This is a genomic window from Pseudooceanicola marinus (assembly GCF_002786295.1).
GTDB lineage: Bacteria > Pseudomonadota > Alphaproteobacteria > Rhodobacterales > Rhodobacteraceae > Pseudooceanicola > Pseudooceanicola marinus.
Genome location: NZ_PGTC01000010.1, coordinates 600,490 through 621,915, shown reverse-complemented (window position 1 = coordinate 621,915; position 21,426 = coordinate 600,490). Strand labels below are relative to the sequence as shown.

The window sequence follows — 21,426 nt, the reverse complement described above, 5'->3', positions numbered from 1 at the left end:
CCCGGCGCGGGGTGGACGGATCAGGCCGCCTGCAGCGACCAGTCCGCCGCGTTGAAGCCGGCGATGGCCTCGTCATGCTCGGGGGCGAAGTCGTGCTCGGCGATGGCCCGGAACAGGGTCATGTCGCGCTGGAAGGCCGACTGGGTGTCGCCGCTGCTGTCCACGAAGGCCGCCTCGGTCGACTGTGCGATGCGCAGGTCACCACCCTCCCCGATCATCATTTCCGCGAAGTCGGCGAAATAGATCTCGGTCTCGTTGCTGCCGGCGCCGAGGTTGTTGGGCACCTGCGAGGTCGTGTGGATCGGGTAACCCTTCAGCGTGCCGGCCCGTTCGACCTCGGGGAAGAGCGGATTGCCGTTGGCGTCGCGCAGGCTGGCCACCCAGGCCTTGGCGCTGGCGCGCATGATCCAGCCCGGCTTCATCATCGAGACATTGGCATCCTCGACCAGCGAGACGCAGCGGCGCAGGGCGGTATCGGCCGCCAGCGCCGTCGCGGCGACGGGGCCTGCATCCCAGTGTGCGCCGAGCGCCCAGTAGCGCATGCCCTTGGGCAGCACGCCCGAGCCGTCATTGCGCAGGAAGGCCAGGTCTTCGCGCAACGCCATGACCTTCAGCATGTCGTCGCGGATCATCTGGGCGCCGCCCACGGTGGCCCGCGTCAGCAGCGTGTTGGAGACAGGCACCAGCGAGCTGAGTTTCTTCAGGCTGCGGTCGACCTTGTCGAAGGAGGGTTCGCTCTCCTCGATCGGGTCGATCTCGCCGCCATAGCTGGCGGTCGCCCCGCCGGTCTGCTTGGCATGGCGCAGCTCGCCGGCCGACATCGGCACGGTGCGCGCCCCGGCCTTGCGCACAACCACGCGGGGGCGCAACAGTTCGATCATCTGGGACGCCAGGGGGCGCGGCACCAGGACGCCGCCGGCGGTCTCCGAGGTGGAGTTCAGCGCGGCGCCGATGCCCGAATGGCCCTCGCTCTCCAGCATGGCGGAGGCGCGTTCCCGGTCGCCGCGGTTGGCGGCAAGCGCCAGCGCCATGAAGCCGACCTCAAGCCCCTGATGATCGGGATTCGCGGGCTGCGCGGGCACGGTTGCGGCGGGGGCTGCGGGGGTGGTGGTGTCGCCGGTTGCAGCGGCGGCCTGGGCCGCTTCGACGCCCTCGGCGCGTTTCACCTTGCGGTCAGCGGCCTGGAACTCGGTGTCCGCCGCATCGAACTCCGCCTGGGCCGTGGCCATGGCGGCCTCATCCGGGGCCTCTGCCGCTTCCAGCTCCGCCAGCTTGTCGGCCGAGGCTTTCATCTTGTCAGCCGCGGCCTTTCGGGCGCGGCGCAGGTCGTCGAGGTTCATCAGGGTTCTCCTTGGGAAATGCTGCACGCGCGCAGCGGTTCAGCCCCGTCCGCGTTCTGCGGCAGGGTGTCTTGAGGTCGTCTGTCGGTCGGGTCAGGTTCGGGCGAGAGCCAGGGCGGCGGCCGCCCGGGCCGAGACAGCCCGGGGTCCGGCGCTGCGGCTCTTGCGCGGCGCCGGGGCATAGGATCCGAGAATGCGGGTATAGAAGGCGCGCCGGCTCTCGATCTGGTCGGCCAGCCCGCGCGAGATCGCGCCGGCCCCATCGAAAACCGCCCCGCCGTCGCGCGGATCATCTGTCACACTGGCCCGGCTGCGCAGGTCCTCCGCCGTCATGCCGCGCCCCGCGGCCGCAGCCTCATGGAAACGTGCCTCCGCCTCGGCCAGGCTGCGTTCGAGCTCCGCCTTGCCCTCCTCGGTCGAAGGGTCCGGCCACTTGGCCCGGGCATGGGGCGAGGTGAACTCGAAGAGTTGCAGGCCCGTCGAGGCGCCCGGCTGCACATAGGCCCCGGTCATCAGCCCGGCCCCGATGCTGCCCAACTCGGCGCCGGGGGCCACCGAGATCTCGCGCGCCTGGCTGGCGAGCCAGTAGCCGGCGCTGGCGGCCAGCGGGTCAACCAGCGCATGGACCGGCTTCACTTTGTTCAGCTCGGCGATGGCGGCGGCAGCGCCGGCACAGCCCCGCACCGCGCCGCCGGGCGTATCCAGCTCCAGCACCACGGCCGAGACCGCCTCATCGCTGGCGAGCTGCTCGCAGGTCTCGATCAACCCGCGATAAGTGGCCCAGCCGAACCAGCGTTCGAGAATGGCCGAGTTGGGCGTCAGCACGCCGCGCACGGGTACCACGGCCACGCTGCGCTCCACCGCGAAGCGCTCGGCGACTGCGGCGGCGACCTCGCCGGGCGCGGTCGCGTCGGGCATTGGCTGTTCCAGCAGTGCACGGGCCGCCGGTTCATGCAGCGCCATGACGGTGCCGCCCAGCAGGGCGCGCAGGGTCGGTCGGGTCATTCCTCGGTCTCCTTGTCCTCGGTCGGGCTCTCGTCCCGGGTCATGTTCGGCGGCGGGTAGATCGCGTCACCGCCGTCAACGTCGCTCAGCCCTTCCTCGCGGCGGGCCTCGTTCAGCGACATCCAGGGGCCGCCCACGGCCTTGTTCAGCGCGTCGTACCGCTCCTTCGTCGTCGCCCGCAGCAGCGCGTCGAAGTTGTGGCGCAGGAACAGGCCCTCGCGCCTCTCGGCCTCGGTCAGCAGGCCCAGGGCCAGCTGGGTTTCGATGAACCCGCCCCAGTGACTGAGGCAGTCGGAGCGGTAGTCGATGGCCTGCTGCTGGCCGTTGGCCTTCACCCCGAACTCCAGCATCTGGAGTTTCGAGGGCGGCATCCGGTAGGTCGCGGCGATCTGTTCGCGGTCGAACTTGCGGCTTTCCAGCAGCTGCTGATCGGCGGCCGAGAGATCCAGGCGATTGATGTCATCATCCGGGCCGATCACCGGGATGCCGTTGTCGCCCTCATCCCGCAGCGCCCGGCGCAGTCGCTCCTTCTGGCGCTGGTAGTTTTCTTCATCCGCGTCGAAGGCGTGGGTCTTGGCGAAGGCCTTCATCGAGGTGCCCGAGGCAGACCGCGCCGCCGCTTCCTGTCCGGCCAGGGCGATCCCGAAGCTCTCGGCCGCCACCGCGATCGGGCTGCGGCCGGTCCAGCCATCCTCGGACATATAGCGCAGGTGAACCATCGCCCGGCCCGGCGCCCGGCGGCGGATCCCCTCCCCGTCGTCGAAGTCGTAGAACCGCGCCCGGCCGTTGCGCAGGACGCTGCAGTGATCGGGATGCACCCAGTCGATCATCGTCAGCTCGCCCGCCCCGTCGCGAGGCGCATAGGCGTAGGCGGTGCCGCGCAGGGCGAAGGCGTAGGCCATGGCGAAGCGGGTCACCATCGCGGTCACGCCCGCCGAGGCCTCGACGTTCAGCAGGTAGCCGGCGGCGTGGTCGCGCACGCGCACCTCGCGCCCTTGGGCGTCCCGCTGCCAGACCTGCAGGGGCAGCTTCGCCAGGTCACCGGCGATGATCGTGCAGCAGGCCGTGACGGTCGCATGGCGCTGCGCGATGACCGGGGTGACCCGGGGCAGCGAGGCGACGCGGCTGCCGCCGCCGGAAAAGCCGATGTCCTGCAACCAAGGCTCCGGTTGCGCGGTGCCGCTGACGGCCTGGGCGCCAGTGGTGACAGGCGGTTCGGCCCGGGGCACGGCCGGGACCGGCGCGGCGCGGGATCCGCGCATCAGGGTTGAGAAGATGCTCATATGACCTCGATCTCCCGGTGTTTCGTCTTGCCCTTGCCGGCCACCGCCCGGCCGACCGCCATGATCATCGCCACCGCCGCGTCGATCCGCCCGGTGCTCTTCCTCTTGTTCGGCTTCACATTCTCCGAGGCGTCTTCGTCGCGGTGCACGTTGCCGACCTGCCAGGCCAGAACCGGGTTGCCGCCATGGCGGATCCGGTTCTGCGCAACCAGCTCCTCCACCCGCTTCATCGGGTTGGACATGCTGGCGAAGCCCTGGCGGTGCTCGACCATCGGGAAGCCGTCCTTTTCCAGCCGCTCGGCCAGGTACTTCATGCCCCAGGGGTCATAGGCGACCTCCTGGATATCGAGATGCCGGCGCAGCCAGTGCAGCCGCGCCCGGATCTCTTCCTCATCGACCGAACCGCCCTTGCAGATCTCCAGCCAGCCGGCCTGCTGCCAGCCGACATATTCGCGCTTCTCCGTCTGGGCGCGGTGGATGAAACCCCGCGGCCCCTCCGGCAGGAAGGTATAGGCGAAGACGTGGATCTGCTCGCCTTCGGGGATCGCGACCACGAGGGCCGTGGTGTCGACCTTGTTCGACAGGTCCAGCCCGACCCAGGCGCGGCGCCCCTTGAAGGCGGTGATGTCCTGCGGCGCGGCGGCCGCTCCCTGGTCCCAGACGTCCCGGGCGATCCAGGTCTCGGCGCCCTCGGTCCAGAGGTTCAGGTGAAACCGCCGGAAGTTCGGCATCTTCGCCGCGATGATCTGCGCCAGCTTCGCCGCAGCCTCGATCTCGGCCCGCGGCTTTGAAACGTCCAGGTTCGGATTGCCCATGGCCCAGCTCCTCGGGTCCATCGGGTCGCAGTCCACGGGCGGCTCGGCCACATAGGCGAAGAAGCGGTCATCTTGGACATCGCCGCGCAGAACGCTCTCAGCGTAGTCCCGCAGCTCGCCGCAGAGCGAGGCCCGATCGTGGCCGGCCGTGGTAATCACCCAGTCGATGGGCTGGCTGCGGGCGATCATGGATTCCGTGATCGTCTCGGCCAACTCGCGGTCGGTCCAGCGGTGCATCTCGTCCCGCGCCAGGAAGTGCGGGTTGATCCCGTCCGAGCTGTTTCCGTCCCGCGACAGGCAGGCGATCAGCCCGTCCGTGTGCGGGTTCTCAATCTGGGTCCGGTAGACATCCATGCCCCGGCTCAGCACCGGCGAATGCTTGATCATCCGCTTGATGCCCCGGAACAGCAGCCCCGCCTGGTCGCGCGTCGTCGCCGCGCAGTAGGCTTGCGGCGCCGCCTCGCCGTCCAGCAGCTGCGAGAAGAGCATCGGGACCGCCGTGTCGGTCGTCTTGCCGTTCTTCTTGCCCACCTGGTGATAGGTGTTGCGGAACCGGCGCAGCCCGTCCGCCCGCTTCCAGCCGAAGACCGAGCCCATGCGGAAAACCTGCCAGGGCTGCAGCTCGAAGGACTTGCCCGCCAAGGCCCCCTCGGTGTGCCGCAGGATCTTCGCGAAATTCAGGATCCGGTCTGCACCCTCGGGGTCGAAGTGGAGCCCCCGCTCTGCGCCTGTTTCCAGGTCCGAGAGATGCCGGGCGCAGGCCATGGTGACCAGCTCGCCCGCCACGATCCGCCCCTCGACCACGTCGCGGGCATAGACCGAGACCGGGTGATCCTCAGGATGCACCACCGCGCATCGCCTTTTCCAGTTCCTCCAGGAAGGACCCCTGGCCGCCATTGCCGAGGCGCGCCTCGTCTACCGGCGACATGCCGTAAAGCGCACCGATCCGCTGCATGGTGGCCAGCGCGTCCTGCCGCTGACCCCAGGCGGCCCGTTTCTTCTCCTGCAGGCCGTTGCGGGTCTTCACCTCGTAGTAATTCCCCAGAACCGCCAGCTCGCCGCTGAAGCGGACGAAATCCCCGACCGCGACGCAATAGGCCGCGAAGAGATCTTCGTGGTGCGGCTCCAGGCGGTTCTTGGCGATCAGCACCGGCGCCAGGTGCTCCCAGGCCTCTACCGCCTCGGGATGCGGGAACCACTCCGGCGCCGGCGGCGTCGGGCGGTAGCTGTCGCCCTTCATGGGCACCACATTGTCGAGGGCTGGCTTCTTTCCTTTCATCCTACCCTCCTTTCAAGTGGGCTTTTTTTCTCAATTACGCGCGTGCGAAAGCGTCGGTCCCCTCACCGGTCAGGAGCAGTTGCGCCAGATTTTGGAGGTACCCCCGGGGTCAGCGATGGAAGACTTCCTTCGCCGTCTTCCGCGAATGGCAGGGCTTGCAGAGCGGCTGCCAATTGGCCCGCTCCCAGAACTTTGCCCGGTCACCGAGGTGCGGGTCGATGTGGTCGACCTCCGACGCCGGCACCACCAGCCCCAGCTCCGCGCAATGGGCGCAGACCGGGTGTTTGGCCAGGAACCCCTTCGCCGCGCGCTGCCAGGCGGCCGAGCGATAAAGCCGACGGTTCGCCTGCGCCTCCGCGCCTTGCTGGGCCTCGGCCTTTCGCGCCGCGATCTTCGCCTGCCGGATCTCTTCATGCTCAGGGCAATGGGAAAGCCCGGCGCCGGCCAACTCTTCGCAGCCGAAGGCGACGCAGATCTTGCGCGGCATGGTGATCCTTGATGTCGGGAAATGAAAACGCCCGGCAGCTGGCAATCAGCTCCGGGCGCAATGAGGTCGGCTGCATTGATGCAATAGGCTAACCAACTCGTCAATAATAATTTGCGAGACGCGATCGACTCGACAAACTTAGGTCAGGCGCAGCCCTTGGCCGTCTGGGTCCGTTCGATGGACTGGATCTTGCCTTTTGCCACCGCGATCATCGTCTCCTGGTCGTTACCCGACATCGAAGAAACCGGAAGACCGAGAAGGAAAACGCCCCAAGCGTCACCGTTCGCAGCGGTTTGCTGCTTTGCCGAAAGGTTGGCAAGTTCCTGAGAAATCTTGAGCTTTTCAGCAGCCAAGGAGCGGCACGAGGCGGCGCGGTAGGTATCGTCCGGCAGCTCTACGGCAGCAATCTGGTCAGGCTTTTTTGCACACGCCGCAACCGCAAGAACCGCCAGAGGCGCGAGAATGAGAAAACGCATTTAGTGTCCCTTAATTTGTATTCACACGATCACAGAAGCGTGTTTCCGCGCATCAGGTAAACTATACGCTCAAGTAAATTGGCCAGTGTGACGAAAAAGCTGCTCCCTAAATCAAGGTCATTCCCGGGTCGCATTGCCAATAGATTAGCTATTGCGGATCCATGGCTTCATGGTCGGCATCTGCTCTGAAACCTGATGCCGTGTCAGCCCGCCATATAGCCGGAACGTATCCCGCAGCTCCCTCAGAGCACCCCACCACAGCAGATAGGCCCGCCGCGCCCGGGCCTCTTCCCGCGGATGGTTCTCGATCCTGATCGGGCACCAGCGCGTTTCAACCTCGCGGGCCTTACCGCGACTGCGATACCGCACCACTCCACAGCTTTCCGTCTCGGCGAAGAGGCCGTGCTTCGTCTGACGCCAGCCGCGCGGCTGCACCTGCGGCGCCTGGCCGGAGCCCCAGCCGTGGAGCTGACCGGCTCGGGCCAGTTCTGCGATGGTCAGAGCCATGCGGCGACCACCCACGCCCTCCGGCAGCTGCGCCAGGGCATCGGCCACCGCTTCGGCGTCGGGATGCGGATCAGACCGCCCTCCTCCATCGACACGGCACCCGAGCCGGGCGCGCTCGATCATCACCCACTCCATCCCGAAGCCCGGCAGCTGGCCCGGCATCGCGGCGCGCAGGTCGTCGAACTCGATCGAGATCTTCTCGCGCTGGAAGGCCCAGTGCAGCAGCTCCAGGATCGAAACCTCCTTCAGCCCGACAGCCCGGGCCGGCGTCATCCGCATCATCATGGTCATGCCGCTACCCCTTTCGTGGTCCCGGCCCGCACCAGGGCCCGCGCCGCCGCTTCGTGGGCGTCGAAGGCATGCAGCCACTCGCGGTCGCTGGCATCCACCGGCAGGTTCAGCCCCAGCCGTTCGCGCAGCCGGTCGGCCTTCGACTGGGCCGCGCCGGCCCGGTCCGCGATCAACCGACGCTCTTGGGGGTTCATCGGCGGGCGGTGCTTCGACAACCACCAGCGGTATTCTTCGACCAGCCGCCCCTCGGCCAGGGCCGCCCGCCCGGCAGCACTGCCGAACCAGGACGCCAAGCCGGGCATCTCCTCCAGCGGTCGAGGCTGGGCGATCTGCGCCAAGGCGATGAAGGCGGCATGGCTGGGCCAGAAGTCCCGCGCCTTGCCCTCACCCTTGGTGCGCATTGCCTCGAAGAGGCGCCGCAGGTTCTCATCGCTCATGTAGGACAGATCATCGGCCAGCCGGTCGAGTCGCTTGCGCGCCTCTTCGGGATCGGTACCCCGCTGGAAGCGGAAGCCGAGGCCGTCCAACGGATCGAGCAGCAAACGCCGCACCCGGTCACGCTTGGTCTCGAAACCTTCAGCATCACTCCGCATGGCCATCGCTCCTTTCGCGGAACGCCGGAGCGAGGTCGTCGGCCCCGCTGTCGCGCATCGCCTGCAGGGCCTCTTCGACGAGCTGCTGCAGGCACAGCACATCCGCAGAGGTCATTACGAAATCCATCGTCCGGCCCTTGTAGCTGACCCGTACATCGGTGGTGCCAAAGGCCTCCCCGGTCCCGCACAACGTGCTACCCAGCATCCAGATGAAGCCACAGGGCGGAGCCAGGGGGATGTGATCGGGATCCTCCGGCAGATCCCCGATGAAAGACACGGTCTGGTTCGTCACTTCGCTGCTCATTGCCATTCCTCTCTCAGAAAAGTCCCGACCGCTGACGCTCGTCCGGCGTCAGGAGGTCCGCGTTTCGGATGTGATCCTGCACCCAGGGTTTCAGCTCCCGGAGCGCGTCCTGCCGCCCCTCCCGAAAGCCCCGGATCGCCCTCTCGGCCTCGGCCACGACGAGCGGATTTTTCGACCCGCCGCGCGCCCCGCGCTGGTTAATTACAGGTTCTTTACAGGTTACCTCTCCAGTGGGCTGGAGACGGCTCCCCCCTGAAATTGGAGACGGGTCGCCCCTCAAATTGGAGACGGCTCCGCCTCCAGAAGCTGGAGACGGGGCAGCCTGTTTTCCGGCTCCAGTTTTCGGAGACGGCTTTCTGCCCGTCCCGCCTCCAGATTTCGGAGACGGTTTGCCACCTGGTCCGCCTCCAGCCCCCGGAGCCGGCTTGCCGCCCTCGCCCATCTCGAAGGCCAGGACATAGCGGGTCGGTTTCTGACGCCGGGTGCGGCCGTCACGCTCCTGGTGGCGGGCGATCAGCCCCTTGGCCTCCAGCCCATTCAGCGCGTTGTTCAGCGTCCCATTGGAAATACCGCAGACGTCGATCAGGTAGGCCTGCGTCGGGAAACACCCCTGCGAGGGATTGTGACAGTCGCAGAGGAAGAACAGCACGCGGAACTCGCTGCTGCTCAACTCCTTCGCCGGAATGCCGGAAAGCCAGTTGGTCGCCTTGTGGCTCATCGCGCCCTCCCAGGGTGCAGGGTGTCAGCCCGTGGCCGGAACCTCCGACCTCGGCTGGGTGTCTTCGTCATGCTCCTGTCCTCCAGGTCTGTCCCGGTTGGCCCGGGGTCTCGTCAGGTCCGCGCGTTGCGGGCCAGTCTCTCCAGTCGTTGCAGTTCCGCTTCCTGCGCGGCCTCGACCGAGCCGAAGCGCGCCAGGAGCGCAGTCAGATCCCTGCAGGCCTCGCGGCCATGGGCGGCACAGGCGCAGTGCCCGCGCCCGAGGCGCCGGCAGAGCGTGTGCACGTTCTCAATCGCGGTCGGATCTTCCCGGCTCTCCCGGGAAAAGGGGCGCGGAGGGACCGAGGGACATGATCCCCCCGCACCAGTCGGTCCCGCCGCACAGACCTGCGGATCGGGACGGGGAGAGCTGTTGAAACGGGTCATGCGGCCCCCTGATCACGGATCATGGCCCGGGCGCGCAGCAGCGCCTCGACCGCCTCGGCGATCTCGCGCTCTGCGGCCTCGCAGGCATCCGCGCTGGCCATCTCGGCCGCGCGCAGGGCCGCCGCCTGGGCCTCGCCGCATTCCTTCGCGACGGTGCCGCAATGGGCGAAAAGGCTGGTCACCCCGGCCGGCAGCTGCACCGGCTGGAACACACCGGCCCCCAGGCGCGCGAAGTGCTGGGCGATCGGCACGGCCGCCTCGGGGCGCATTCGGCCGAGACGGTGGAGGTAGTTCACCCCGAGCCCGCCCGGCCGCGCCTCGCTCATTTCGGCGCCGTAGGAAATCGTTGATCCCCGGACCCCGAGCAGCTCGGCGATTTCCTCATTGGTATGGCCCGAGGCGCGGTAGCTCGACTGAACCGCCTCCTGGATCGTTCCATAGGGGTGATTACGCATGTGAATGGACCCCTGCCCGTTTAGCTGGTGCGGAACCGCTGACCGGGCGAAGAATGCACGTCACCGGATGGAAGAAGCCGCCGAAGAGCCTGTCAGATCGTGTCATGCCGCATCACCAAAATTCGCATTCCGCTTACTGTTCGCCCTGTTGGGCCTCTGGCACTGACGGAACAGGTGTTCCGGCACCGTGATGCCCATCTCGCGACACCAGTCGCGGCAGGCAAAATACCAGTGCGCAGGCATCCGGTTGGTCGAGACGGCCCGGCTGATGACCTGTTGGGAGTGCCCGAGCTCGCGCTCAAAGCGGGCTCGACCAACGAAGGTCACGAAGTCCAGAACTGTCACAAAGTGCCTAGCCATAGGCGCGATACTACTACGCAATACGCGGAGTTTATAAATACGCAAATTGCTCAGTGCGGCCAACATGAGGGCTAGTAGAATGCCAGTCATGCTTGAAGAACTCGAAGACAAGAGAGAAGCTGTCGCCGCGCGCCTGAAGCGCGTTCGTGAGGTTTTGGGCCTTGGAAAAAAAGAGTTCGCCGAACGCGCCGGCATCACGATGCAGACCTATGGCCCCTTCGAGAACGGTACGCGGGACCTATCTCTGCAGAGCGCAAAGAAACTTCGCAAAACCTATAGCTTGCCGCTTGAGTTTCTGTACTTCGGAAAGACAGACGATCTCCCGACCAGGATCTCCAAGGATCTCTGATCCAGACCCTCGGTCAGCTCTTCCCACAAATCCAAAGACAGCCCGGACCGCTTTCGCGCAAGTTTAAGCAACTCCAAGCGCAGCGAATCGTCCATGGCCTTGTGTCTCCCTTCCTCTACACGTCTAGAATGTTCCCCTTACGTTCCGCAAGCCAAAGCTGATGACCGAAGGGTAAAATACGCACATTGCGAAGTTTACATCTTGCGATACGCATTTTGCGTAGTATGGTCCACCCCCATCAACCCGATGGAGGCAAGACATGCTTACCCCTGCTCAAAGCGCACGGATCGCGGCCGACTGGGCCGCGCGGAAGGCCGCGCAAGGCAAACCGATCGCACCTGACCGGCTGGCCCGGCTCGCCCCGCAGCACCTGACCCGCCCGGCCAGCTCTGACATGGCCCAGGTCATCGAGATCACCGGGCGCACCCGCCTGAAGGTCCGCGAAATCATCGAGCGGAGGGGCGGCGCATGAGCGCGCTCAGCCTCGGCAGCTTGCCCTTCCTCGCCGCCGTCGCCACCGGCTGGACGCTGGCCACGGCCTCGCTCGCCTGGCTGGCCGGCGCCCCCTTCGCGCCCCCGGCCGCGATCCCTCAGCAAGAGACCCAGAAATGACCGATCAGTCCCAGACCATCCGCATGGTGCCGCTCCAGCAGCTGTACCTGCACCCCCTGAACCCCCGGCAGAGCGTCCCGGACGAGGACATCAGGGCCATGGCGCAATCGCTGGCCTCGGCCGGGCTGCTGCAGAACCTCTGCGGCATCGAGGAGGACGGGCGCATCGGCATTGTCGCGGGCGGGCGCCGGCTGCGCGGGCTGAAGCTGCTGGCCTCCGAGGGCGCCGAGATGCCGCTGATCCCGGTGCAAATCGCCCCGAATGAGACCACTGCCCGCGCCTGGGCTCTGGCCGAGAACGTCACCCACGCCGCCCTGCACCCGGCCGAGGAGATCCGCGCCTATGGCCAGCAAGCCGCCCATGGTGTCCCGGTCGAGAGCATCGCCCGCGCCTTCGCCAAGACCGAGCGTCACGTCCGCCAGCGGCTGAAGCTGGCCGGGCTGCCCGCCGAGGTCCTGGACCTGCTGGCCGCCGACCGCATCGGTCTATCGGCCGCCGAGGCCCTGTGCCTGACCGAAAATCCCGAACGCCAGACCGCCCTGGCCGAGACCGCAGCCGCCCGCCACCTTTCCGCCGCGCAGATCCGCGCTGAGCTGACCTCGGCCGCCGTTCCGGCCAGCGACCGCCGCGCTGTCTTCCTCGGCCTGGCCGACTACGAGGCGAGCGGCGGCCGGATCTCCCGCGACCTCTTCACCGAGGACGCCTTTCTGGAGGATGCAGCCCTGCTGGATGAGCTGTGGACGGAGAAACTGATCGCCGAGACCGAGCGCCTTCGCGCCGAGGGGGGCTGGAGCTGGGCGGAACCCAGCCCCGAGCCCTATACCCCCTGGAGCCTGACCGAGAAGTTCGACCGCATCACCGCGCCCAGCGTCGAACTGCCCGAAGGCGATGCCGCCGAACTGGAGCGCCTGGAGGCCATGCCCTGGAAGGACCGCAGCGAGGAAGACCGTCAGCAGATCGAGGCGCTGACCGCCCGTCAGGTCGGCGACTTCACCGAGGAGCAACGCGAAGGCGCTGGCATCATCACCTACGTGAACCTGGCCGGTGAACTGGTTGTGGAGCGCGCCTTCGCGCAGAAAGCCCGCAAGCGGTCCAGCAATGCCGGCGCCGAGGGCAGCAGTACCACGAAACCCGCCCTACCCCAGAACGCCCAGGACGACCTGCGCCGCATCGCCCACGCCGCCCTGCAGGTCGCACTGATCGACCAGACCGAACTCCTGCTGGACATGCTGGCCTGGCAGATGGAGACCAACCTGCCCTCCTATGCCGGCGGCCTCGGCGTCACCCTGGCCGCCCCTGTGATCCAGCCTGAGCGCGACAGCGGCTTCCACCTGGATGCGCGCCTGCCGCCCCCTAGCGTCGACCACAGAGCCGCCGGCACCTGGGACGCTTTCACCGCCTTCCGCGAGCAGGGAAAGAAGCACCGCAACCAGGTGTTGGCCCGCGGCCTCGCCCGCACCGCGCACGGTGTGACCAATTCCGCCTTCCCCGCTGCCCTCGCCGCCCACGTAAACGCGCAGCATCTGATCCGCAAAATCTGGACGCCCGACGCCGCCAACTACTTCGGCCGGGTCCGGCCTGACATGCAGGTGGCGATCTGGGCAGAGCTGACCGGCGCCGAGGGCGAAGAGCTGAAACGCTTCACCGACCTGAAGAAGGCAGACCGCGCGAAGGAATTGGAGGGGCTGTTCAACGACGCCAGCGTGCAGGAAGCCCTCGGCCTATCGCGTGATCAGGTGAAGGCTATCGACGTCTGGCTGCCCGAAGAGATGCGCCAGACCACGAAGGAGAGCTGAGAATGGCCCGCGCGAAACCCTCCGCCGCTGCCGTGAAGAACGTCCTCGACGCGATGCTCGCGCGGGGCCTTCAGCCTGGCGCCGTCCAGGTTGCCGCCGACGGCAGCTTCTCCGTCGAAACCCTCCAGCCCCGTGACCGGCCGGCGCCGGTCGCGCAAGGTGAGCCGAGGAAATTCGGTCAGACACGGGCCCAGTGATGAAAGTGAAGTTTCCCGGCTATGTGCCGGAACGGATGAAATCGGGCGAGCTACGCCATCGGGTCCGGGTCGAGGGCAACCCCAGGAAGCGGATACGCATCCCGGTGGGGCCTGACGACCCGGCCTTCACCGAACACTATTATGCCGCCCGGGCCGGCCAGACCGTCGAGCAGACGCCGCTGAAGCCGGTCGCGCGCCACTCCCTGGACGAGCTGGTGCGCGACTACCTGATCTGGCTGGACGCGCAGGTGCAGGCCGGCAACGCCTCCTCCATGACCCTGAAGCAGCGCCGCAGCCTCTTCGGTAAGGTTTGCGAGATGAAGGACCCGGAAGGCGAACGCATGGGCGATCTGCACCATGACCTGCCGCCCGCCGGGATCCACCACATCATCGACCAGTGGGGCGAGGCCACGGCCCAGGCGGACAACTCGCGCAAGGCGCTGAGCGCCGCCTACAAATGGGCCATCACGCGCGGCCGCGCCACCCGAAACCCCTGCGCGGGCATCGCCCGCGTCCACCGTAGCCGTGGCGGCGCCGTGCCCTGGAGCAGCAGCGATGTGCGCGCCTTCCTTGACGCCCACCCCGAAGGCACCACGGCGCGCCGGTGGCTCTTCCTGGCCATGTTCACCGCCTGCAGGATCTCCGACGCGCGCACCCTCGGCCGTCAACATGAGGTCATACGCGACGGGGTGGTCTTCCTAGACTGGCAACCCCAGAAGAAGGGCTCTGCCTTCGTTTCCGTCCCGATCGCCCCCCAGCTCCTGGCCGAGCTACGCGCGACCGACACAGAAGGCCCAGCCTATATCCTCAGCGAACACGGTCGCGCCTACCGCTCAACCGCCGCCCTTCACGAGCGGGTCCGCAGGTGGGTCAAGGCCGCCGGCCTGGAGAACCGAAGCCAGCACGGGCTACGCAAGGCCATGGGCGAGATCCTGGCAGAAGCCGGGGCCACCCAGCACCAGATCATGGCGGTGATGGCGCACACGCAGCCGGCGACCTCGGCCATCTATACGCACCGCGCAGACCGGAGACGCATGGCCTCGGCAGCGATGGAGGCGATCAAGGGGTTTTCGTTGTGAAGAAAATGGCCACCATATAGCTAAAAAACAGTAAGAAATTGAACGAAACGCGACGACGCTTCGCTACGGTTAGAGGAGGCAACGGCCCTCCAGCAACACAGGCAACCGTTATAAGCCACACCCAATCTCCTCAAACCGTCTGGCTTCCAAAGAAGAGAGCCTCGTTGCCACCTGAGGAATGTGGTTGACTCCGCGAATGCTTCGGATGCGGCTTAAAGGAACAGGACAAATCTCTTCAACATCAGTCAATCGTATCGCAGCCCCCCTTTTACAACCCAGGAAATAGTCAAAGAAAGCCTGCTTGGAAACGGCGGCTTCGGATTGATACCTATTCCACAGATTTTCTGGCTTATCACAGTCAATCCCCGCTACCACAGCAGTCGCGACAAGCGCACCGACCGGCAAAGTCGAGTATATCCAAAGCCTGGAACCATTCGGGAGAGCCATAAACCTCCGCCGCAACTCAACAGTTTTCACACCTCGAACAATACTCTTCGCATAGTCCGAGTGAATCGAAATCATTGCATGCGGCTCTTTATCCATTTGACCAGCCCAAATCAAAAACGGTCTGAGCAACAGCCGTCGAAATCTTGGTAGTCGTTTGTAGGTTCTGAGTTCCTGCAGCCCCAACACGTTTAAGCGCGAGGAGTCCCACGGGCTGAGGAAAACGCAAAATAGAACTAAAGCTCGTCAAAGTAACCTCGTCACTAGAAGAGAACCTTTCGACATTCTCCAAAACCGTCCTGCTCATTGACCCAGGATCTATTTTAACCTTCCTCTGTGTCACAACATTATCAACTCGCGCCGCAGCGATTACCGCGCCACGCCCTCCGGTACGAACCGATTCATAAAACATTACGACCTGGTTCTCCTTGAAGAAATTTCTGCTTCGCCCGCTGCTAACGTACACCTTCTGCGACCGAAATGCACCCTCTCGCTGCTCTAGGAAAGAAGCCTGCTCGGAAGTACCCAAAAGCTCATCTGCATAAGGCCTGGCTATCGGCTGAATACAAACCTCACGAGAAGACGGAACAATTAAAGTCGGACCAAGCAGGTTTTCAATATCCAAAAAATCCGAAATACTATATGAGAAAAGCTCTTCAAGACCGGAAAAAGTTGACGGGACCGAGCCGAAATTATCTCGCCCAACAATTATTCCGAGTTTATCCCACAGAGTCTCGAAGCTATTGGGTGTAACAGGGGCGCCTAAAGCAGCTTTCCTCAGCTCCCGACCAGTATCGCTTAGCACGAAACCTCTCTGCTGCGCGACCTTGCGCACGGACAACTGCCCTGGAACATCGTCCAACTTTATCAAGCTCACACCACACCGCCCGATAGTATCAACTTGATATCCAAGCATAGTGTCCGCGATAACATCAGCCCGGGGGCTAGACTGATCGACAAAGATTGAGATCTCATATTCTTGCCCAAACTCAGATGGCGTCCAGGACGCGAGCAACGCTACCTCTCGGTCATTACTGTCGTAAGCAGCAATGAACTGGGCCGCCTCCAGCTTTTGGGGATCACCAAAAAGAAAACCATTAGCGGCGCCACGCTTGAGCTTTAATATAACACCGCGCGCGCGGGCTGCATCTACGGAACAAACCCGAAAGCCTTCTCCTCGAGCAGCGTTGATCATCGGCACCTTGTCGATGGAAGAAAGCGCTTCACAGAAGTCCTCTAGGGCGACCACCTCCAACCTCCAAGCCTCTCTAATCGCGCGCCTATTCCTGAGGAGAACACCATCGCTTGTCACAAATGCAGAGGCATTTGCAGTGATCGATTCGGCAAGATGCATGCAATCACTTAGCGCTTGGGCCGAACCGGCTTGTGACGGCTTGTTCTTCTCAAAAATCAATGAATGAATATCCATAGACAATCTCTCGACCTCCGCGTTGCCCTTTCTACGAACGCGAGGCAATGCTTCGGCGAGCTTTAAAAGCGGGTCACCTCCCCCAACCCGAGGCACCCTAGTCATCTCCTTCGTGAACTCAGAGGTAACCGCAATTCTAACACGTCCTTGAAGCGCAGATCGAAAAAGTCCAACGGCGATTTCATAGTTCGCCCTTCCATCCTTCAAGAGATCAAGAAAAACATTTAGATCGATAACCCATAACTTCGAGCGGTCATCCGGAACGGGAAATCCAATCCGCCTTCCATTTGCAGACGCAATTGGAAGCAAGCTAGGACTCTTCAGCGCTCGCTCACGAACAACGATCTCTCTCTTTCGAGACGCCCCACCGGCCTTAGACCTAACCGTGAGAAACCCATTTTTCTGATAAAAACTTTGAGCAACTTCGAGGTCTCTGGCCGGCTTAGCAGAGACTGTCAGGAAGCCCTCCATTTCGAACCTAGATATAACCGCATCAATCAGATACTGGGCAACACCCTGTCGCAAATAGTCTGGATGCACCGCAACTGCCTGCACTCTGCCATTTGGAAATACACCACCAAAAACAACAAACCCCAGTACAGCGTTTCCATTTTCACCTTCGCGATAGGCCGCAATCAGTCTGCCACGCCAAATAGCATCCTCCAACCCGCGCCTTGGCCAAAAACCAATCTCCATCTTGTAACCATCTGCAATGGCAACAATATCATCCAGACGATCGATTAGTGCGTCCGCAGCCTCCAGCAACCGAACATCACTCAGCATCGCATTTCGCAGCCTGATTTTGGTCTCTCATCTGCCCTCCCGAAATACTTCTCAAGGTATCGGAAAATAATTGTCTGTTCGCCCATTGGGCTTGCCACACGAAATCTCGATTTTCTCCATAAAGCAGGGATAGGGAAGGCCTGTGTCGTCGTCAATCGCGCAGACCGATCCTTAAGCCTGTAGGGAAGATTGCTCCAAGCCCCAGAAGCCGTTCAGCGCCAGCATGAGCTAACACCAACCTGACAACTCAGAGGACTGACTGCAGAATCTCTACCACAAGCATCGCGGCTTCCCCAAAGTGTCCCACGCTCAAAATCCGTGGGACAAATCCTGGATTTTATCGTTTCAAATCAACTAGGCTGGAAGGAAGTGGTGCCCCCACACGGACTCGAACCGCGGACCTACTGATTACAAATCAGTTGCTCTACCAGCTGAGCTATAGGGGCATCACAGGCCGTTTACGCGGATCGCCCGCGCCGTTCAAGAGGGTTGCGCCACAGGGTCAGCGATTGGCACGGGCGAGAAGCGCCACGGCGCAGAGGCCCACCGCGATCACCACCAGGGCCGCCGGGGCCGCCTCCCCCAACTGCTCCAGGCTGGCCTTCTCATGCACCCGCGTCGCCAGGGTGTCGTAATTGAAGGGTCTGAGCAGAAGCGTCGCTGGCAATTCCTTCACGCTGTCCACGAAGACCAGCAACAGGGCCGAGGCCAGGGAGCCCCGGATCAGCGGGAAATGCACCTCGCGCAACACCGCCGCACGGTTGCGACCCAGAGACCGCGCCGCCATGGGCAGCGAGGGCGGGATGCGACCCATGGCGCTGTCGGCCGCCCCCTGGGCGATGGCGAAGAAGCGCACCGAGTAGGCCAGGACCAGGGCAAAGCCCGTACCGGTCAGCAGGAGGCCAGGGTCATACCCGGTCAGCGCGCTGATACCGTCGGCCAGACGATGGTCGATGCCGGCCAGCGGGATCAGGATACCCACGGCCAGCACCGCGCCGGGGGCCGCGTACCCGATGGTTGTCACCGGCATCAGCAGGCGCGGCAGCGCAGCGCCCGACAGACGCACCCCGTAGACCAGGAAGACCGCCGCGGCGACCGTTACCAGGGCTGCCAGCGCGCAGACCGTCAGCGTATGGCGCAGCGCAGTCAGCAGGCCCGGGTCGGTCCAGGCCCCGACCTCGTTCCAGGCGTGACTGGTGATGACGGCCCCCGGCAGGACGAACCCCAGGGCGAAGGGCAGCGCACAGGCCAGCGTGGCGGCCCAGCCGGCCAGGCCGCGCAGGTGCACCGGCACCACGGGCCGGTGACGGCTGGACAGGTTGTAGTAGCGCAGGCGGCGGCGCGAACTTTTCTCCAGCAGCACCAGAAAGACCACGAGACCAAGGATCACGCAGGCGATTTGCGCGGCGCCGCCGGCGTTGTAGCTTTGCAGCCAGACCGAGAAGATGCCCGTGGTCAGGGTCTGCACGGCGAAATAGTCGACGGTGCCGAAATCATTCACCGTCTCCATCATCACGATGGCGACCGAGGCGGCGATGGCGGGCCGCGCCAGAGGCAGACCCACGGTCAGGAACCGCCGAATGGGGCCGCGCCCCAGCGACATGGCCACCTCTTCGGCGCCGCCGGACTGTTCGCGGAAGGCCGCGCGCGACAGCAGGTAGACGTAAGGATAAAGCGAAGCCGTCAGCACCACGATCGCCGCCCCGATCGAGCGGATTTCAGGGAACCAGTATTCGCGTGAGGAGGTCCAGCCGAAGAGGCTGCGCAGCCCGGTCTGCACCGGTCCCGCGTATTCCAGGAAATCGACCAGCGCATAGGCGCCCACATAGGCCGGGATCGCCATGGGCAGCAGCAACAGGTATTCCAGCCAGCGATGGCCGGGGAAGCGATAACGCGTCACCAGCCAGGCCGCCCCGGTGCCCACGGCGCCGGTCAGCGCCCCCACGGCCCCCATCAGGATCAGCGAATTGCCCAGGTAGCGCGGCAGGGTCGTCGCCACCAGATGCGGCCAGATGTTCGCCTCGGGCCAGAGCGCGGTCCAGATCACCGACAGGATCGGGAAGAGCACCAGCGCCGCGATCAGCGCCGCCCCCACCGACCAGGGCGAGGGAAGGCGCCGCGTGGGGCGCGACGATGCGGTCCGGGGGATCTGGGCGTGGTCTTGCGGCATGAGGTCTGGTTGCCCGAAACCGCTTTGCCTGTCCAGATGTGAGCGTATATAGAAAACCGACCGCAGAACGTGACGGCAGGTGAGGTGAGGTGATGCAGGTTGTTCTCCACGCCGGGGTGCACACCACGGACGAAGACCGGCTGATCCGCTGCCTGCTGAAGAACCGCGACCGCCTGCATGACGACGGCATCGCCGTCCCCGGGCCGTCGCGCTATCGCCGCGCGCTGCGCGATGCCATCCACGAATTGTCCTCGCGTCCACCCGAGGCCGGCGCGCGTGATCGTTTCCTCACGCAGACGCTGGATCACGAGACGCCCGAGCGGCTGGTACTGTCGAACGAAAACTTCTTCTGCGTGCCCAAGCTGGCGGTGGCGGACGACCAGTTCTATCCCCACGCGGAGACCAAGCTGGCCGATTTCCGCGAGTTCTTCGCCGGCGACCGGCAAGAGCTGTTCCTGGCGGTGCGCAACCCGGCGACCTACCTGCCGGACGTCTTCAACATCTCCCCGCAGCAAAGCTTCGACCAGTTCATGGGCGGCACCGATCCTCTGGCGCTGCGCTGGTCGGAGCTGATCGGGCGCATCCGCGAGACCGTGCCGGACATGAAGATCACCTGCTGGTGCCACGAGGATACGCCCCTGATCTGGGGCGAGGTCATGCGTGAACTGGCGGGGCTGTCACCGGAGCACCGGCTGGACGGCGAGTTTGACATGCTGACCGACATCATGTCGCCCGAGGGCATGCGCCGCTTCGAGGCCTACCTGGCCGCTCATCCTGGGATGAGCGAAAGCCAGCGCCGCCGCGCCGCCACCGTCTTCCTCGACAAGTTCGCCCTGGACGACGCGCTGGAGGAAGAGCTGACCGGCCCCGACTGGGACGAGCTGATGATCGACATGCTGACGGAGCTTTACGAAGAAGACGTCTACGAGATCGAACGCCTTCCCGGAGTGACCTTCATCACGCCATAGGTGACGCGGCAGGTCGCGTGCCGGGCCCCGCATGTACGCTGACGGTCCGGCCCGAGGGCGGAGCGCAAAGCGCGCGCACCGCGAAGGCCAGCGGGGGGATGCCCCGCCCGGCCCGAGGCGCTCAGTGCATGCCGAGCGCTTCCTTGTACATTTCCAGAACCGCCTCTTCCTCGGCGATGTCATCGGGCTCGCGCTTGCGCAGGGCGATCAGCTTGCGCAGGACCTTCACGTCATAGCCGCGGCCCTTGGCCTCTGCCATGACCTCTTTCTGCTGGTCCGCCAGGTCCTTCTTTTCCGCGTCGAGGCGCTCGAAGCGTTCGATGAACTGGCGCAGCTCGCCTGCGGTCACACGGTAGTTGTCGGACTTGACGTCTTCATCGTCCATCATGGCTGTCGCCTCCTGTTTTTATGCGCGGTCCCCTGCTCGGGCAGCTTCCTTTGCTAGCGGCGCGGGCGCCCCGCCGCAAGGGTCCATTCCGCCCCCGCGCTTGCAACGGCGGTCCCGCTCCGCTACGCGCGAAACGCAGATGTGACAAGCGATAGGCGGAGAAGTCGATGGACGTGATGATCTGGGGGGGCGCAGCGGTGTCGCTGGTTGGCCTGGTGCTGCTGGTCTGGTCGATCATCAAGGTGGCGCGCGGTCGCTCGGCCGGGCTGGAAGACGCCGAACTGCGCGAGGTGATCCGCCGCGCCATGCCGATGAACATGGGCGGATTGCTGCTGTCTGTCTTCGGGCTGATGCTGGTGATCCTGGGGATCTGGCTGGGCTGACCGACGGCCTGCGTGGCCCGGGTCACTGGGTCGTTCGCTCTCGTGCGATTCGACACGGGCGTCTCGGAAATCGATGCCGCGGCGCCGCATCCCGGGCGCCGCAGCGCGGACGGAGGGCCGTCCGCCTCCGATCTCAGACCGGCATGTTGTCAAAGCGGGATTCGATGGCCTCGTTGGTCAGGTCTTCCTGCAGCTGCCGCAGGGGGGCTGGCACCATCAGGCCGCGGCGGGTGTAATTCCCGATCAGGTCATGCAATTCGGGCAGGTGATGATGCCGGCTACCCGGCCGTGTTCCGGAAATCAGCTCCGACACATTCGCGAATTTCCGCTGCAACTCGTCAAGCGCGACAGGGTTCATGATGGCTCCTCCGGGTGTGGGGGGAAGCCTCTGCGCCGCAGCATCCTGCGGCCAGCTTCCCGGTACTTTTCGATGAAATGGGGCCGCCGCTCCTCCGACGGGACCTGATACAACTATAGCGAAAGCGACGCC

Annotated in this window: 25 protein-coding genes and 1 tRNA gene; 8 read left to right on the top strand and 18 right to left on the bottom strand. The window is 64.8% G+C overall.

What is annotated here, in order from left to right; all coding sequences use genetic code 11:
- Nucleotides 1–20 precede the first annotated feature (20 nt).
- The 12 genes from CVM50_RS07155 to CVM50_RS07100 form a co-directional block, all read right to left on the bottom strand.
- Nucleotides 21–1,340: a phage major capsid protein gene (locus CVM50_RS07155; protein ID WP_085887315.1), complete on the bottom strand. Its 1,320-nt coding sequence runs from the start codon at nucleotides 1,338–1,340 to the stop codon at nucleotides 21–23.
- A 93-nt stretch (nucleotides 1,341–1,433) separates the two neighbouring features.
- Complete coding sequence (locus CVM50_RS07150; RefSeq protein WP_085887316.1) at nucleotides 1,434–2,345, bottom strand: S49 family peptidase; 912 nt, start codon at nucleotides 2,343–2,345, stop codon at nucleotides 1,434–1,436.
- Entirely contained in the window at nucleotides 2,342–3,628 is a 1,287-nt protein-coding gene (locus CVM50_RS07145; RefSeq protein WP_085887317.1) for a phage portal protein, read from the bottom strand. Before CVM50_RS07145 ends, CVM50_RS07150 begins: the two co-directional genes overlap by 4 nt.
- Nucleotides 3,625–5,292, bottom strand: coding sequence for a terminase large subunit (locus CVM50_RS07140; RefSeq protein WP_408634049.1), 1,668 nt, complete (start codon nucleotides 5,290–5,292; stop codon nucleotides 3,625–3,627). Before CVM50_RS07140 ends, CVM50_RS07145 begins: the two co-directional genes overlap by 4 nt.
- On the bottom strand, nucleotides 5,279–5,722 hold the full coding sequence (locus CVM50_RS07135; protein ID WP_085887318.1) for a P27 family phage terminase small subunit: 444 nt from the start codon (nucleotides 5,720–5,722) through the stop codon (nucleotides 5,279–5,281). The genes CVM50_RS07140 and CVM50_RS07135 overlap by 14 nt, the downstream gene beginning before the upstream one ends.
- 109 nt (nucleotides 5,723–5,831) lie before the next feature.
- Nucleotides 5,832–6,209, bottom strand: a complete 378-nt coding sequence (locus tag CVM50_RS07130) for an HNH endonuclease signature motif containing protein (RefSeq protein ID WP_085887319.1) — start codon at nucleotides 6,207–6,209, stop codon at nucleotides 5,832–5,834.
- A 143-nt stretch (nucleotides 6,210–6,352) separates the two neighbouring features.
- Nucleotides 6,353–6,685: a hypothetical protein gene (locus tag CVM50_RS07125; protein ID WP_085887320.1), complete on the bottom strand. Its 333-nt coding sequence runs from the start codon at nucleotides 6,683–6,685 to the stop codon at nucleotides 6,353–6,355.
- 144 nt (nucleotides 6,686–6,829) lie between these two features.
- The gene (locus CVM50_RS07120; RefSeq protein WP_085887321.1) at nucleotides 6,830–7,483 is read right to left on the bottom strand and encodes a hypothetical protein; all 654 of its coding nucleotides are present in this window, start codon (nucleotides 7,481–7,483) and stop codon (nucleotides 6,830–6,832) included.
- Nucleotides 7,480–8,076: a hypothetical protein gene (locus CVM50_RS07115; RefSeq protein WP_085887322.1), complete on the bottom strand. Its 597-nt coding sequence runs from the start codon at nucleotides 8,074–8,076 to the stop codon at nucleotides 7,480–7,482. The genes CVM50_RS07120 and CVM50_RS07115 overlap by 4 nt, the downstream gene beginning before the upstream one ends.
- Complete coding sequence (locus CVM50_RS07110; RefSeq protein ID WP_085887323.1) at nucleotides 8,066–8,380, bottom strand: hypothetical protein; 315 nt, start codon at nucleotides 8,378–8,380, stop codon at nucleotides 8,066–8,068. The genes CVM50_RS07115 and CVM50_RS07110 overlap by 11 nt, the downstream gene beginning before the upstream one ends.
- Nucleotides 8,381–8,393: 13 nt before the next feature.
- A complete protein-coding gene (locus CVM50_RS07105; RefSeq protein WP_085887324.1) occupies nucleotides 8,394–9,098 on the bottom strand; it encodes a helix-turn-helix domain-containing protein in 705 nt (234 codons plus the stop codon).
- A 421-nt stretch (nucleotides 9,099–9,519) separates the two neighbouring features.
- Nucleotides 9,520–9,978: a hypothetical protein gene (locus CVM50_RS07100; RefSeq protein ID WP_085887325.1), complete on the bottom strand. Its 459-nt coding sequence runs from the start codon at nucleotides 9,976–9,978 to the stop codon at nucleotides 9,520–9,522.
- A gap of 448 nt (nucleotides 9,979–10,426) precedes the next feature.
- On the opposite strand from CVM50_RS07100, the gene CVM50_RS07090 reads away from it, so the two are divergent.
- From CVM50_RS07090 to CVM50_RS07070, 6 genes are all read left to right on the top strand, one after another.
- Nucleotides 10,427–10,687, top strand: coding sequence for a helix-turn-helix transcriptional regulator (locus CVM50_RS07090; RefSeq protein ID WP_232618174.1), 261 nt, complete (start codon nucleotides 10,427–10,429; stop codon nucleotides 10,685–10,687).
- Nucleotides 10,688–10,946: 259 nt separating this feature from the next.
- Entirely contained in the window at nucleotides 10,947–11,159 is a 213-nt protein-coding gene (locus CVM50_RS07085; protein WP_085887328.1) for a hypothetical protein, read from the top strand.
- The gene (locus CVM50_RS21285) at nucleotides 11,156–11,299 is read left to right on the top strand and encodes a hypothetical protein (protein ID WP_157792140.1); all 144 of its coding nucleotides are present in this window, start codon (nucleotides 11,156–11,158) and stop codon (nucleotides 11,297–11,299) included. Before CVM50_RS07085 ends, CVM50_RS21285 begins: the two co-directional genes overlap by 4 nt.
- Nucleotides 11,296–13,095: a ParB/RepB/Spo0J family partition protein gene (locus CVM50_RS07080; RefSeq protein WP_085887329.1), complete on the top strand. Its 1,800-nt coding sequence runs from the start codon at nucleotides 11,296–11,298 to the stop codon at nucleotides 13,093–13,095. The genes CVM50_RS21285 and CVM50_RS07080 overlap by 4 nt, the downstream gene beginning before the upstream one ends.
- Before the next feature lie 2 nt (nucleotides 13,096–13,097).
- Nucleotides 13,098–13,292 carry a hypothetical protein gene (locus CVM50_RS07075; RefSeq protein WP_085887330.1) on the top strand — a complete coding sequence of 65 codons (195 nt, stop codon included), beginning with the start codon at nucleotides 13,098–13,100 and terminating at the stop codon, nucleotides 13,290–13,292.
- The gene (locus CVM50_RS07070; protein WP_085887331.1) at nucleotides 13,292–14,371 is read left to right on the top strand and encodes a tyrosine-type recombinase/integrase; all 1,080 of its coding nucleotides are present in this window, start codon (nucleotides 13,292–13,294) and stop codon (nucleotides 14,369–14,371) included. Before CVM50_RS07075 ends, CVM50_RS07070 begins: the two co-directional genes overlap by 1 nt.
- Nucleotides 14,372–14,479: 108 nt before the next feature.
- Here CVM50_RS07070 and CVM50_RS22240 read toward each other — a convergent pair whose 3' ends face one another.
- The 4 genes from CVM50_RS22240 to CVM50_RS07050 form a co-directional block, all read right to left on the bottom strand.
- Entirely contained in the window at nucleotides 14,480–14,893 is a 414-nt protein-coding gene (locus tag CVM50_RS22240) for an ASCH domain-containing protein (protein ID WP_157792138.1), read from the bottom strand.
- A 13-nt stretch (nucleotides 14,894–14,906) separates the two neighbouring features.
- Nucleotides 14,907–17,027 (bottom strand): GNAT family N-acetyltransferase, encoded by a 2,121-nt coding sequence (locus tag CVM50_RS07060; protein WP_085887333.1) that lies wholly within the window; start codon nucleotides 17,025–17,027, stop codon nucleotides 14,907–14,909.
- A gap of 370 nt (nucleotides 17,028–17,397) precedes the next feature.
- Nucleotides 17,398–17,473, bottom strand: a tRNA-Thr gene (locus tag CVM50_RS07055).
- Between the two features lie 56 nt (nucleotides 17,474–17,529).
- On the bottom strand, nucleotides 17,530–19,197 hold the full coding sequence (locus CVM50_RS07050) for an ABC transporter permease (protein WP_085887334.1): 1,668 nt from the start codon (nucleotides 19,195–19,197) through the stop codon (nucleotides 17,530–17,532).
- Between the two features lie 92 nt (nucleotides 19,198–19,289).
- Here CVM50_RS07050 and CVM50_RS07045 point away from each other — a divergent pair, with 92 nt between their 5' ends.
- Nucleotides 19,290–20,165 (top strand): hypothetical protein, encoded by an 876-nt coding sequence (locus CVM50_RS07045; RefSeq protein ID WP_085887335.1) that lies wholly within the window; start codon nucleotides 19,290–19,292, stop codon nucleotides 20,163–20,165.
- A gap of 121 nt (nucleotides 20,166–20,286) precedes the next feature.
- On the opposite strand, the gene CVM50_RS07040 is transcribed toward CVM50_RS07045, so the two are convergent.
- Entirely contained in the window at nucleotides 20,287–20,553 is a 267-nt protein-coding gene (locus CVM50_RS07040; RefSeq protein WP_222478173.1) for a DUF2312 domain-containing protein, read from the bottom strand.
- Between the two features lie 167 nt (nucleotides 20,554–20,720).
- On the opposite strand from CVM50_RS07040, the gene CVM50_RS07035 reads away from it, so the two are divergent.
- Nucleotides 20,721–20,936: a hypothetical protein gene (locus CVM50_RS07035; RefSeq protein WP_085887336.1), complete on the top strand. Its 216-nt coding sequence runs from the start codon at nucleotides 20,721–20,723 to the stop codon at nucleotides 20,934–20,936.
- A gap of 133 nt (nucleotides 20,937–21,069) precedes the next feature.
- Here the strand turns inward: CVM50_RS07035 and CVM50_RS07030 are convergent, their stop codons facing one another.
- Nucleotides 21,070–21,294, bottom strand: a complete 225-nt coding sequence (locus tag CVM50_RS07030; protein WP_085887337.1) for a hypothetical protein — start codon at nucleotides 21,292–21,294, stop codon at nucleotides 21,070–21,072.
- Nucleotides 21,295–21,426 lie beyond the last annotated feature (132 nt).